Origin of the sequence: Parafrankia sp. Ea1.12 (genome assembly GCF_900465275.1) — a bacterium.
Classification (GTDB): domain Bacteria; phylum Actinomycetota; class Actinomycetes; order Frankiales; family Frankiaceae; genus Parafrankia; species Parafrankia soli.
The window spans coordinates 1-13,228 of sequence record NZ_UBIZ01000282.1; the positions used below are offsets into that span (position 1 = coordinate 1).

Here is a 13,228-nt window from a genome sequence, read left to right on the forward strand (position 1 = left end):
AGTCGGTCCGGCGCGGTGACGGCTGTGCCGCGGCCGGGGTGACCGCCGCCGCGATCAGCGGGAGGCAGGCGACGGCAAGGGCGGCCATCGTGGCGGCGCCTGCCGCCCATGTCACGTAATGCCAGTGCACCCCGATCGCCCCCTCTGAATCCTCTGGTCCGCCCGACTCACCCCGCCTGGCGGGGTCCGCCCCGACCCGACTCGGCCCGCCCCCACCAGGGGTGCGGCGACTCGAGCCACGGCGACTCGGTTCGCGGTGAGTCCCGTTGCCCGCGCGTCCGCGAGCCTGGCGCGGACGTCGCGCGGCGTCGTGTGACGCGGGGTCACGTGCCTCCTCGCGTGCCCCCAGGGCAGGCACCGCCGGTGCGCTCCGCCGGCGACCCGTCCTGGTGGGGACGGCCCTCGTCGCCGCGCTGGAGGACCCCACATGTTTTCCCCGCGACTCGTTCGTCACCATGGCCCGTCCGGGTCATAGGCAACATGACCCTCTCGGAACCCGCCTATCGCCCGTGTCTCCATCGCAGTGTGTCTTTCCGTGTTCTTCTGTCGTTCTTTCATTGATGTCCCCCGGGCTGCGCCTTCTTTTTGATCTTCTTTGTGGTCGATCGGTGGTCGTGCCGGGTGGGCGTGTCTCACCCTTGCCCGGATGACCTGTAAGGTGGATGGACACGAGGCAGGCGCGCCCTGAGCGTGCGTCGGTACTCGCGGGCCTCCTGACCCGCGAGCGCGGATGCGGGTCGATGGGTGCGGGCATGTGCGGGCATGGTTGCGGGCGCGGATGTCGCACCGGCGAGACCGCGTGCCGCGGGCGCCCAGCTCGTGAGGCAGGCTTGACGGGCCGCTCCAGGCGGTCCAAGCGAGATCCAACAGCAGGGAGATCTGGTGTACGCGGTCGTTGCCAGCGGCGGCAAGCAGCACAGGGTCGCCGTCGGCGATGTCGTCGACGTCGAACTCCTCTCCGGGGAGCCGGGCGCGGCCGTGAACCTTCCGGCGGTGCTGCTCGTCGACGGCGAGTCGGTCACACACGACGCTGACGCTCTGGCGTCCGTCGAGGTCACCGCCGAGGTCGTCGGTGTCGTCAAGGGTCCGAAGATCCGGATCCACAAGTTCAAGAACAAGACCGGCTACCACAAGCGTCAGGGCCATCGCCAGAAGTACACGCGCCTGAAGGTGACCGGGATCGAGACGGGGAAGGCCTGACGAGATGGCGCACAAGAAGGGCGCGAGCTCCTCGCGCAACGGCCGTGACTCGAACGCCCAGCGGCTCGGCGTGAAGCGGTTCGGTGGCCAGCTGGTCAAGGCCGGCGAGATCATCGTCCGGCAGCGGGGCACCCACTTCCACCCGGGTGACCTGGTCGGCCGCGGCAAGGACGACACTCTGTTCGCGCTGGCTCCGGGCCACGTCGAGTTCGGCCGCAAGCGGGGCCGCCGGGTCGTGAACATCGTCTCGGCCGACACCGAGCGTGCCGAGAAGGTCGCCGTACCGGCCTGACCAGCCCAAAGAGGTCCGGCGATTCGGAGACCTGCCAGAACCGCGGCGCGGTGCCGCCGGGGATGTGCGGGCCGTCGCCCGGGTCGTAGTCGTTCACAGGGCGCCGCGCGAGCCACAGCCCCTCCGGTGTGGCATGCGCGGCGCTCTTGTGTGTCAGACCGCGGTCAACCGCGGAGTTAGGAGAGGTGGCAGATCATGCCGACGTTCGTCGACCGGGTGGTTCTGCACGCCGCCGCCGGCGACGGCGGGCACGGCTGCTGCTCGATCCACCGTGAGAAGTTCAAACCGCTGGGCGGGCCGGACGGCGGCAACGGCGGCCGTGGCGGCAACGTGCTGCTGCGCGTCGACAGCGGCGTGACGACCCTGCTCGACTTCCACTTCCACCCGCATCAGCGGGCCGGCGGCGGCCGTCCGGGCCAGGGCTCCAACCGCCACGGCGCGGACGGCGACGACCTGGTTCTGTCGGTGCCGGACGGCACCGTCGTGCTCTCGCCCGACGGCGAGCAGATCGTCGACCTGGTCGGGGCGGGAAGCACCTACGTCCTGGCGCACGGCGGCCGCGGGGGGCGGGGTAACGCCTCGCTGGCCTCGGCCCGCCGCAAGGCGCCCGGCTTCGCCGAGTTCGGGGAGCCGGGTGAGCAGCTCGACGCCGTCCTCGAGCTCAAGAGCGTGGCCGACGTCGCGCTGGTCGGCTTCCCGAGCGCCGGGAAGTCCTCGCTGGTCTCGGTGCTCAGCGCCGCGCGTCCCAAGATCGCCGACTACCCGTTCACCACCCTGGTCCCGAACCTGGGCGTCGTCCAGGCCGGTGACCATAGCCCGTTCACGGTCGCGGACGTCCCCGGGCTGATCCCGGGTGCCAGCCAGGGCCGGGGGCTGGGCCTGGAGTTCCTGCGGCACATCGAGCGGTGCTCGCTGATCGTCCACGTTCTCGACTGCGCCACGCTCGAGCCCGGCCGTGATCCGCTCACCGACCTCGACGTGATCGAGGCGGAGCTCGCCGCGTACACGACCGACCTGTCGGACCGCCCGCGTCTCGTGGTGCTGAACAAGGTCGACGTCCCGGACGCGGCCGAGCTCGCAGAGCTGGTCACCCCTGACCTGCAAGCCCGCGGTCTGGCCGTGCACCAGATCAGCACGGCGAGCCGGCACGGGGTCCGCGGGCTCGCGCTCGCGCTCGCCGAGCTCGTCGCCAGCCTGCGCGCCGCCGCGCCCAGCCCGGCCGCGACCCGGATCGTGCTGCGCCCGCGCGCGGTGGACGAGCCGGACTTCACGGTGCGGGCCGAGGGCGACGGCTTCGTCGTCGGCGGGACCAAACCGCTGCGCTGGGTGCGCCAGACCGACTTCAGCAACGAGGAGGCGATCGGCTACCTGGCCGACCGCCTGGCCCGGCTGGGCGTCGAGAAGGAGCTCGCCAAGCGGGGTGCCTTCCCCGGGGTCGCGGTCACGATCGGTGCCGTCACCTTCGACTGGGAGCCGACGCTGTCCGGCCGGGAGGCGCTGCTCGCCGCCGGTGGCGGAGATGGCGACGGCTACGGCGAGGCGGGCTACGGCGCCGTCGACACCGCCGTCACGATCGCGACCGTGGGCGGCTCCGGGGGCACGAGAGCCGGCGCGCGCGGCGGAGCAGTGGTCTCCGACCTCCCGCTCGGTCCGCGGGGCACCGACCTGCGGCTGCGGACGTCCAAGCGGCTCACCAGGGCACAGCGGACGGCCCTGAACGACTCCGCTGACGACTTCGGCGACGGCGCCGGCTTCGGTGACAGTGCCGGCTTCGGTGACGGCGCCGGCTTCAATGACAGTGCGGCCTTCGGCGACAGCGGTGGCTCCGGCGGTGACGCCGACGGCGGGCGTGGCTAGGCCGTGGTCCGTTCCTTCGTCACCGAAGCGAACCGGGTCGTCGTCAAGGTCGGCTCGTCGTCGCTGACCACGGCGGCCGGTGGGCTGGACGCCGACCGGGTCGAGGCGCTGGTCGCGGCCGTCGCCGGCCGGGCCGGCAGCCTGGTGCTGGTGTCGTCGGGCGCGATCGCCGCCGGTCTCGCCCCGCTCGGGCTGACCAGGCGGCCGCGTGACCTGGCCACTCTGCAGGCGGCGGCGAGCGTCGGCCAGAGCTCGCTCGTCCACTGCTACGCCGGCGCGTTCGGCCGGGCCGGGCACCGGGTCGGCCAGGTCCTGCTCACCGCCACCGACGTGATCCGGCGGACGCACTACCGGAACGCGCGCACGACCCTGGAGCGGCTGCTGGCCCTCGGTGTCGTGCCGATCGTGAACGAGAACGACGCGGTCGCCACCCAGGAGATCCGGTTCGGTGACAACGACCGGCTCGCCGCGATCGTCTCCCACCTGGTCTCCGCGGACCTGCTCGTCCTGCTCTCCGACGTCGACGGCGTGTACGAGTCGAACCCGCGGCTGGGGCCGGCGAGCATGGTGCGCGAGGTCCGCTCGGACGCCGATCTCGACGGCCTGACCGCCCGCGGCACCGGCGCGGCCGGTGTCGGGGTCGGCGGCATGGCGACGAAGATCGACGCCGCGCGGATGGCGGCGTCCGGTGGCGTCACGACGGTCGTCACCTCTGCGGCCAACGCGGCCGCGGTGCTGGCCGGCGAGGAGATCGGGACGGTGTTCCACCCGACCGGCCCGCGCCGGCCGTCCCGCCTGCTCTGGCTGGCCCACGCCACCGCTCCCGAGGGCCGGCTGCACCTGGACGAGGGCGCGGTCGCCGCGGTGGTGGACCGGCGGGCCTCGCTGCTGCCGGCCGGGGTCACCAAGGTCGAGGGGGACTTCTCCGCCGGCGATCCGGTCGACCTGGTCGACCCGCGGGGCCGTCCGGTGGCGCGTGGGCTGGTCGAGTTCGACTCCGTCGAGCTGCCGGGCATGCTCGGCCGCTCGACGATGGACCTGGCGGCCGAGCGGGGCCCGTCCTACGAGCGTGAGGTCGTCCACCGCGACGACCTCGTCCTGCTCCTCACCCGTCGCTGACCCGCCGCCGGTAGCCTCAGGGAACGGCGCACAGCGGCGCGCCGTCGACGCCGGGCCCGCGTCCGCGCCGGCCGTCGCGGACAGTCGGGAGGAATTCGGTCATGAACACCTCTGCGGAGGACGTCCGCGCCAGCGCGGTCCGAGCCCGGCAGGCCGCCGGGCAGCTCGCCCCGCTGTCGCGGGCGGCGAAGGACGCCGCGCTGCTGGGCATGGCCGCGGCGCTGCTCGACCGGTCCGCCGAGATCCTCGCCGCGAACGCCCTGGACACCGCCGCCGCGCGGGCCGCCGGCACGTCCGCCGCGCTGGTCGACCGGCTGACCCTCACCCCGGAGCGGATCGAGGCGATGGCCGACGGCCTGCGCCAGGTCGCGGCGCTCGAGGACCCGGTCGGTGAGGTCGTCCGCGGGCGGGTGCTGCCCAACGGGCTGGAGCTGCGCCAGGTCCGGGTGCCGCTCGGCGTCATCGGGATCATCTACGAGGCCCGGCCCAACGTCACGGTGGACGCGGCGGGCCTGTGTATCAAGAGCGGCAACGCGGTGCTGCTGCGGGGCAGCGCCTCGGCGCTGAACTCCAACCGGGTGCTGGTGGACGTCCTGCGGGAGGCGGCGGTGGCCGCGGGGCTGCCGGCCGACGGCGTGCAGCTCGTCCCGGGGGCGGACCACGACTCGGTGAAGCACCTCATGCGGCTGCGCGGCCTGGTGGACGTCCTCATCCCGCGCGGCGGGGCCGGCCTGATCCGCGCGGTCGTCGAGGAGTCGACGGTTCCGGTCATCGAGACCGGCGTCGGTAACTGCCACGTTTACGTGGACGTCGACGCCGACGTCGACACCGCGCTGGCCATCACGCTGAACGCGAAGACGCAGAAGGTGTCGGTGTGCAACTCGGCCGAGACCCTGCTCGTCCACGCCGGGATCGCCGCGGAGTTCCTGCCCCGGGTGCTGACGGCGCTGCGCGACGCGGGCGTGACCGTGCACGGTGACGAGACGGTGCGCGCGGTCGACCCGTCCGCCGTGCCGGTCACCGACGAGGACTGGGCGACGGAGTACCTCTCGCTCGACATGGCGGTGGGGGTCGTCGACTCGCTGGACCAGGCGCTCGACCACATCCGGCGCTGGAGCAGCGGCCACACCGAGGCGATCGTGACCCGGTCGCTGGCGGCGAGTCGCCGGTTCGTCGCCTCCTGCGACAGCGCCGCGGTGATGGTGAACGCCTCGACCCGCTTCACCGACGGCGAGCGGTTCGGGATGGGCGCCGAGATCGGCATCTCCACGCAGAAGCTGCACGCCCGCGGGCCGATGGGCCTGCCCGAGCTGACCTCGACGACCTGGGTGGGCATCGGGGACGGCCACCTGGTGTGACCGGGCGGCGCGTGGGCGTTGCGGGTGGCCTTCCGGGAGGCCGGAACAGCCGTCTCCGGAGCACTCCGGAGCACTCCGGAAGCCCGTCATCCCTCGTCAATCCGTCATGTGCTGCCAACCACTGGCACTATGGACCGTGGTGGTGCTAGGCGCTGGACCGGAAGGTGGCCATGTCGTTGCAGGGATACGCGTTCGCAGACGTCGCTGATGTCCGGGAGCGGCTCCGGGAGACGGGCTACCTCGCCGACGAGGCGATCGCCACCACGGTCTTCCTCGCCGACCGGCTGGGCAAGCCGCTGCTCGTCGAGGGGCCGGCCGGTGTCGGCAAGACCGAGCTCGCCAAGTCGCTGGCCGCGGCGGTCGGCGCCGAGCTGATCAGGCTCCAGTGCTACGAGGGCCTGGACGAGGCCCGCGCGCTCTACGAGTGGAACTACAAGAAGCAGCTGCTGCGCATCCAGTCGGCCTCCGGCGCCACGGGCGAGGCCGCCGGGGACGCCGCCGCTGGCACCGCCAGCTGGCAGCAGACCCACGACGACATCTTCAGCGAGGAGTTCCTCCTCTCCCGTCCGCTGCTCACCGCGATCCGGCGGGACGACCCGACCGTCCTGCTCATCGACGAGACGGACAAGGCCGACGTCGAGGTGGAGGGCCTGCTGCTGGAGGTGCTCTCCGACTTCCAGGTCACGATCCCCGAGCTGGGCACCGTGAAGGCGACCCGCCGGCCGTTCGTCGTCCTCACCTCGAACGCCACCCGCGAGCTGTCGGAGGCGCTCAAGCGCCGCTGCCTGTACCTGAACCTGGACTACCCCTCGGCCGCCCGGGAGAAGGAGATCGTCCTCGCCCGGGTGCCCGAGCTGCCGGAGAAGATGGCCGAGTCGCTGGTGCGGATCGTGCGCGCGCTGCGGGCGATGGAGCTCAAGAAGGCGCCGTCGATCGCGGAGACGATCGACTGGGGCCAGACCGTTCTCGCGCTCGGTTTCGACACCATGGACGACGCCGCCGTCACCTCCACCCTCGGCGTGGTCCTCAAGCACGCCAGCGACCAGGCCCGCGCCATCAGCCAGCTCAAGCTCGGCGCCAACTGACGCAGGACCGGGAGGTCCCGATGAACCTGCTCGACCGCACCGTCGAGTTCACCGCCGCGCTGCGCCGCGCCAACGTCCCGGTGAGCAGCGCCGAGACGGTGGACGCCGCGCGGGCGGTCGGTGCCATCGGCTGGGCCGACCGGGACGCCCTGCGGGCCGCGTTCGCCGCGACGATGTGCAAGCGCCCGCTGTACCGGAGCGCGTTCGACTCGCTGTTCGACCTGTACTTTCCGCCGCGGATCGGCGACGGTGTCGTGCTGCCCGACGAGGGCGGGCCCGCCGGGGAGCAGCAGCCGGGGGAGCAGCGGAACGGCGACCCGTCCGAGCTGACCCCGCAGGAGATCGAGGCGCTGCGCCGGGCCATGCGCGACCAGCTCCGCGACGCGCTGCTCGACGGCGACGACGAGAAGCTCCGCGACCTGGCCCGCCGTTCGGTCAGCGCCTTCGGCGCGGCGCAGAACGGGCCGGGGCAGCGCAGCTACTTCATCTACCGGGTGCTGCGGGCGATGTCCCCGGAGACACTCATCGCGGACCTGCTCGCCGCGATGCTCGGTGACGACGATCGCGGCGGCCTCGAAGAGCGGATCGCGCGGCAGACGATCGCCGACCGCATCCGGGCGTTCGAGGAGATGATCTCCTCCGAGGTCCGCCGGCGGATGGCCGAGGAACGTGGCATCGAGGCCGTCGAGCGGACCGCGGTGAAGCCGCTCGCCGACCAGGTCGACTTTCTGCGCGCCTCCCAGCGTGATCTGGTCGAGCTGCGCCGCCAGGTGTATCCGCTCGCCCGCCGGCTGGCGACCAGGCTGACGGCGCGGCGCCGGCTCGGCCGGGCCGGCCGGCTCGACTTCCGCCGCACCGTCCGGGCGTCGCTGGCGACCGGTGGCGTGCCGATCGAGACCAAGCACCGGCCGCACAAGCCGCACAAGCCCGAGCTTGTCGTGCTGTGCGACGTGTCCGGATCGGTGTCCTCCTTCGCGCACTTCACCCTCATGCTCACGCACGCGCTGCGCGAGCAGTTCTCCAAGGTCCGCGCGTTCGCGTTCATCGACACGACCGACGAGGTCACCCGCTTCCTGCGCGGGCTCGAGCTGGGCGACATGATGGCCCGGATCGCCTCCGAGGCCGACCTGGTCTGGTTCGACGGCCACAGCGACTACGGCCACGCGATCGAGGTCTTCGCCGAGAAGTACCCGGACGCCGTCGGGCCGCGGACGTCGCTGCTCGTCCTGGGGGATGCCCGCAACAACTACCGGGCCACCTCGGCCGCGGTGTTCCGCCGGCTGTGCGGGCAGGCCCGGCACTCCTACTGGCTGAACCCGGAGCCGCGCAGCTACTGGGGCTCCGGCGACTCGGCCACCACCGCCTACGCCGACCTCGTCGACGAGATGGTCGAGTGCCGCAACGTCGAGCAGCTCCAGCACTTCATCGAGCGGCTGCTACCCACCTGAGGCGCCCCGCCTTGAAGCCCCACCTGAGGCGCCTCGGCGTGGTCGCGCCGTTGTGGGAGATTTGACGTTTCCGGCGCTTTCGGGGTGAACCGATCGCCGGGCCGCTGCGTCCAACCCTTCGACGGCGGGCGCATGGTGTGACCGCCGACGCCCGCGCGGGTGACCGCGCAGGCCGGACGGAGGGGTGCCGCCATGGCGACCGAAACGACGGCGACGACCATGCCGACAGGTCCGACCGACGCGACCGGACAGGCCGATCCGGGTGAACCGACGACCGCAGGCACCGCCGCGGGCGGGCAGCCGGGGCAGCCCGGTCCGGCCGCCCCTCCCGGTCCGTTCGGGGCGCCCGGCCGGAACGAGCGGCCCTGGTCGTCCCGCCTGCCGGCCATGCCGGACCCGCGCCGCCGCCGGCGCCTGATCCTCGGCGCGGGCGCGCTGCTCGTCGTGATCCTCGGGGTGGGCTTCATCGCCGCCGGAACGGACGGCGCCGGCACGAACTCGGCGGACACGGCGGCCGTCCCGATGCCGGCGTCCGAGCCCGGTACACCCGGCGAGATGAGCACGTCGGCGGACTCCAGCGCGTCGGCGCCGTCGCCGGCGCCCGGTGCGGCCCGGGAAGACGGCATCGCCGCGGGAGCGCCGTCGACCGTCCCGGGCGGGCCCGGTGGCACCGGCGGCACCGGCGGCGAGCCCGCCCGGCCCGCCGGCGCCCAGCCGCGGATCGTCCGCAACGGCACGGCCACGCTGTCCGTGCCGGCCGGTGCCGTGGACAAGGCGGTCCAGGATCTCTCCGCGGCGGCGCGGGGGCTTGCGGGGTACACCGAGTCCAGCGAGGTCAGCGGCACTCCGTCGACCACTGATGACGGCAGCCAGTACGCCACCGTGACCCTGCGGGTGCCGAGCGAGTCGTTCGACGAGCTGCGGTCCGGCCTGAGCCGGATCGGCACGGTGTCGGCGTCGACGATGTCCTCGCGCGACGTGACCGGGGAGTACGTCGATCTCGAGGCGCGCAAGCGCGCGCTGGAGGCCTCCCGTACCGCCTACACGACGCTGCTCTCCAATGCCACCACGGTGGGGGAGACACTGTCGGTGCAGCAGGCCATCGACGGCGTGCAGATCCAGATCGAGCAGATCGAGGGCCAGCGGATGGTCCTCGCCGACGCCAGCGACCTCGCGACGTTGACGGTGCAGATCGCCGAGGACGGAGCGGACCCCGCACCCGGGCCGGACGATGACGACTCGGGGCTGGTCGCTGCCGCGCGGACATCCTGGAACCGTTTCGTCCGCGGTATCGAGGAGATCATCGCGCTGCTCGGCCCGCTGGCGCTGGTCGGCCTGGTCGCCGCGTGCGTCTACGGGGCCGTCCGGATCGCGCGCCGGTGGGGCTGGATCCCGACGACCCCGGCCCCGCCCGCGCCGCCGCGGGACTCGGCGGGGTCGTAAGCGGGCCGGTGCGCTCTGGCACGGAAGGGGTCCGGGGCGGCACGATGGACGGGCACACGCAGGCCGCCGGCGACCGGCACCGACACGTCCGTGTCGGTGCCGGTCGCCGGCCGCGGACGGGAGCGCCGGGATGCCCGAGGCAGGCGAGGAATCCGGATCGGGGCTGACCAGCGCCCGCTGGACGCACGTCGCCCTGCCCTCCAGCGACCTCGACGCCTCGATCGCCTTCTACACGTCGATGACCCCGCTGGTCGTCGTGGCGGTCCGCGAGGACGCCGCCGGCCGTAGCGCCTGGCTCTCCAACGAGGGCCAGTGGCGGACGCCGTTCGTCCTGGTGCTGGTGGACTTCGTCCGGGAGCGCGGCGCCCGGCATCCGATCATGACGCCGTTCGCGCACCTCGGGATCGAGGTCCCGCGCCGGGCCGACGTGGACGACGCGGCGGCGCGGGCCCGGGCCGCCGGCTGCCTGCACTGGGAGCCGCAGGACCTGCCGGACCCGGTCGGCTACGTGTGCGCGCTGACGGACCCCGACGGCAACGTGATCGAGATCAGCCACGGCCAGCGGGTCTTCTCGACGGTGCGTGACCTGTGGGGGCCGCGCGGCTGACCGTCCGGCGCCGCGCCTTGACGTGGCCTCGTCCGGTGATCGCGGTGCGTGACGGGGAGCGGGGCCGGTCCGGTGGGGTGGGGGAGCGGAATCATCCGGGCTGCCCGCTCGATAACCTGCATATGAGACCCATAAGGGTCTATTCGGGGCGCTCGACGCGGGCAGCCGGTGATCGCCTGGTTGTGGGGGATTCGTCACCGCGCGTCGAGAGCCGCCATCGCGGGGATCCTGCGGACCCCCGAAAGGACGTGACGCCAGGTGACACCTCCGAGTCCGGCCGTTCACGACGTGCCGGCGATCGGTGGCCTCGGGATGACCGACGTCGCCCGGCAGACCGTCGCCCGGCAGACCGTCGCTCGGCAGGCCGGTGCCGGCGGGGCCCAGCCGGCCGCTGAGCCGCCCTGGCCGGCGTGCTCCGGTGTGGATCTCACCCGTCCCCATGCCGCCGTGGTGCTGCACTACGACGGCGCCCGCCGCGACGCGTGGGGCGCCGCCCTGGCCGCGCTCGACGTCCCGGTGCGCCGGGACGGGGCGTTCGGTGAGCTCGGGTGGGCGGTCCTGGCAGGTGACGCCGCCGACGTCGGCCGGGAGCTGGCCGCGGTGCGATCCCGCCTGGCCGCTGCCGTCGGATCGGACCGGCCGGTGCTCGCCGCCGCCGGGCGGGTGGTCGTCGGCGACGGCCGGGACACCTCCGAGACGGCATCGTCGCTCGCCGAGGCACGGGCCGTGCTCGCGCTGCTGCGCCATCGCGGCGACGGCGTGCAGCTCCTGCACTCGGACACCGGGCTGGCCGGGCTGCTGCTGGCCGTCCCGCGGGCGCGGCTGGAGTCGTTCGCCCGGGCCGAGCTCGGGCCGCTGCTGGACCGGCCCGAGCTGCTGGCCACGCTCGCCGCCTGGCTGGAGACGAACGGCAGCCGGGCCGCGGTCGCCGCGCGCATCCACATGCACCGCAACTCGGTCGGCTACCGGATGGACCGGGTCCGCGAGCTCCTGGGCCTGCACGGGGACCCGCCGGAGCGGATGTGGCGGTTGCACGCCGCCGTCGTCGCCCGCGAGCTGGTGGCGGCGCTTCCGGCCGGTGACGCCTTCCCGACCGGGGACCTTCCCGACGGCCGGGCTGGCCTGGCCGGGGCGGTCGGGGTGGCCGGCTACCCGCGGGCCAGCGCGGCGTCCACGAGGACCTGCGCCTCGGCGAGCACCGAGGCCAGGTGATCCCGGCCGGCGAAGCTCTCGGCGTAGATCTTGTAGACGTCCTCGGTGCCGGACGGGCGCGCGGCGAACCACGCGTCGGCCGTCGCCACCTTCACACCGCCGATCGGGGCGCCGTTGCCCGGCGCGGCCGACAGGGCCGCGGTGACCGCACCCCCGGCGAGCGTCGTCGCGCCCAGGGCCTCGGGCGTCAGCGCGGAGAGGATCTTCTTCTGCGCCGGGGTGGCGGGGGCGTCCACGCGCCGGTAGGCGGGGGAGCCGAACCGCCCGGTCAGCTCGGTGTAGAGAACACCGGGGTCACGGCCGGTCGTCGCGGTCATCTCGGCGGCCAGCAGGCAGGCGATGATGCCGTCCTTGTCCGTCGTCCACACCCGGCCGTCGCGGCGCAGGAACGACGCGCCGGCGCTCTCCTCGCCGCCGAAACCGAGCGAGCCGTCGAGCAGGCCGTCGACGAACCACTTGAAGCCGACCGGCACCTCGACCAGCCCGCGTCCGAGATCGGCGGCGACTCGGTCGATCATGCCGGAGCTGACCAGGGTCTTGCCGACCGCGGCGCCCGCCGGCCAGCCCGGCCGGTGCGCGAACAGGTAGGAGATCGCCGTCGAGAGGTAGTGGTTCGGGTTGAGCAGGCCGGCGCCGGGGGTGACGATCCCGTGCCGGTCGGCGTCCGCGTCGTTCGCCAGCGCGACGTCGAACGACCCGGCCAGCCGCAGCAGCGACGCCATCGCGAACGGTGACGACGGGTCCATCCGGATTCGGCCGTCCCAGTCCAGCGTCATGAAGCCGAACGTCGGGTCGACCGCGGTGTTCACCACCTCGATGTCGAGCTTGTGCCGCTCGGCGATCTCCTGCCAGTACAGGACGCTCGCTCCGCCGAGCGGATCGACGCCGATGCGGACCCCGGCCGAGCGGATGGCGTCGAGGTCGACGACGTTCGGCAGGTCCGCCACGTAGGCGCTGACGAAGTCGTGCACGGTCGCCGCCGCCAGCGCCTGGGTGTGCGGGATCCGGGCGACCCCGGTGAGACCCGCCTCGAGCAGCGCGTTCGCCCGGTTCTGGATCGCGCTCGTGGCCGCGGTGTCGGCGGGACCGCCGTGCGACGGGTTGTACTTGAAGCCGCCGTCGGCCGGCGGGTTGTGCGACGGCGTCACGACGATGCCGTCGGCGAGCCCCCCGGGCCCGCCGGCGCCCCCGTGCCCGTTGTGGGCGAGGATCGCGTGCGAGATCACCGGTGTCGGGGTGGCCTCACCGGCCGGCGCGACGCGGACGTCCACCCCGTTCGCGACCAGGACCTCGAGGGCGCTCGCCAGCGCCGGCGCGGACAGCGCGTGCGTGTCGACGCCGATGAACAGCGGACCGCTGACCCCGGCGGCCGCCCGGTGCTCGCAGATCGCCTGTGTGGTGGCCAGGATGTGGTCTTCGTTGAACGACGCCCGCAGTGCGCTGCCGCGGTGGCCGGACGTCCCGAACGCCACCCGCTGGGCCGGGTCGGCGGGGTCGGGACGCACGTCGTGGTAGGCGGCGAGCAGCGCCCGCGGGTCGATGAGCTCGTCGGGAGCGGCGGGCTGACCCGCGCGCGGGCTGTTCGGCATGGGCGGGCTCCATATGGG

Annotated in this window: 11 protein-coding genes; 10 read left to right on the plus strand and 1 reads right to left on the minus strand. The window is 73.6% G+C overall.

All coding sequences use genetic code 11. The features are described 5' to 3' along the window. Positions 1-882 precede the first annotated feature (882 nt). The 10 genes from rplU to FMEAI12_RS13445 all read left to right on the plus strand — a co-directional run bounded on the left by rplU (position 883) and on the right by FMEAI12_RS13445 (position 11,621). Entirely contained in the window at positions 883-1,200 is a 318-nt protein-coding gene (rplU, locus tag FMEAI12_RS13400) for a 50S ribosomal protein L21 (protein WP_020462729.1), read from the plus strand. A gap of 4 nt (positions 1,201-1,204) precedes the next feature. After that, on the plus strand, positions 1,205-1,492 hold the full coding sequence (rpmA, locus tag FMEAI12_RS13405) for a 50S ribosomal protein L27 (RefSeq protein WP_071061520.1): 288 nt from the start codon (positions 1,205-1,207) through the stop codon (positions 1,490-1,492). 195 nt (positions 1,493-1,687) lie between these two features. Next, positions 1,688-3,349 carry a GTPase ObgE gene (obgE, locus tag FMEAI12_RS13410; protein WP_112106275.1) on the plus strand — a complete coding sequence of 554 codons (1,662 nt, stop codon included), beginning with the start codon at positions 1,688-1,690 and terminating at the stop codon, positions 3,347-3,349. Between the two features lie 3 nt (positions 3,350-3,352). Then, entirely contained in the window at positions 3,353-4,468 is a 1,116-nt protein-coding gene (proB, locus tag FMEAI12_RS13415; RefSeq protein WP_020462727.1) for a glutamate 5-kinase, read from the plus strand. A gap of 101 nt (positions 4,469-4,569) precedes the next feature. Further along, the gene (locus tag FMEAI12_RS13420; protein WP_020462726.1) at positions 4,570-5,826 is read left to right on the plus strand and encodes a glutamate-5-semialdehyde dehydrogenase; all 1,257 of its coding nucleotides are present in this window, start codon (positions 4,570-4,572) and stop codon (positions 5,824-5,826) included. 170 nt (positions 5,827-5,996) lie between these two features. Beyond that, a complete protein-coding gene (locus FMEAI12_RS13425) occupies positions 5,997-6,911 on the plus strand; it encodes a MoxR family ATPase (RefSeq protein WP_112106276.1) in 915 nt (304 codons plus the stop codon). A gap of 20 nt (positions 6,912-6,931) precedes the next feature. Continuing rightward, positions 6,932-8,359 carry a VWA domain-containing protein gene (locus FMEAI12_RS13430; RefSeq protein ID WP_071061526.1) on the plus strand — a complete coding sequence of 476 codons (1,428 nt, stop codon included), beginning with the start codon at positions 6,932-6,934 and terminating at the stop codon, positions 8,357-8,359. Positions 8,360-8,551: 192 nt separating this feature from the next. Next, a complete protein-coding gene (locus FMEAI12_RS13435) occupies positions 8,552-9,802 on the plus strand; it encodes a DUF4349 domain-containing protein (RefSeq protein WP_235013963.1) in 1,251 nt (416 codons plus the stop codon). A 130-nt stretch (positions 9,803-9,932) separates the two neighbouring features. Then, on the plus strand, positions 9,933-10,409 hold the full coding sequence (locus tag FMEAI12_RS13440) for a VOC family protein (RefSeq protein WP_112106277.1): 477 nt from the start codon (positions 9,933-9,935) through the stop codon (positions 10,407-10,409). A 258-nt stretch (positions 10,410-10,667) separates the two neighbouring features. Then, on the plus strand, positions 10,668-11,621 hold the full coding sequence (locus FMEAI12_RS13445) for a CdaR family transcriptional regulator (protein ID WP_112106278.1): 954 nt from the start codon (positions 10,668-10,670) through the stop codon (positions 11,619-11,621). On the opposite strand, the gene pgm is transcribed toward FMEAI12_RS13445, so the two are convergent. Then, positions 11,558-13,210, minus strand: a complete 1,653-nt coding sequence (gene pgm, locus FMEAI12_RS13450; protein WP_112106279.1) for a phosphoglucomutase (alpha-D-glucose-1,6-bisphosphate-dependent) — start codon at positions 13,208-13,210, stop codon at positions 11,558-11,560. The two genes, FMEAI12_RS13445 and pgm, sit on opposite strands and share 64 nt — an antisense overlap. Positions 13,211-13,228: the final 18 nt, after the last annotated feature.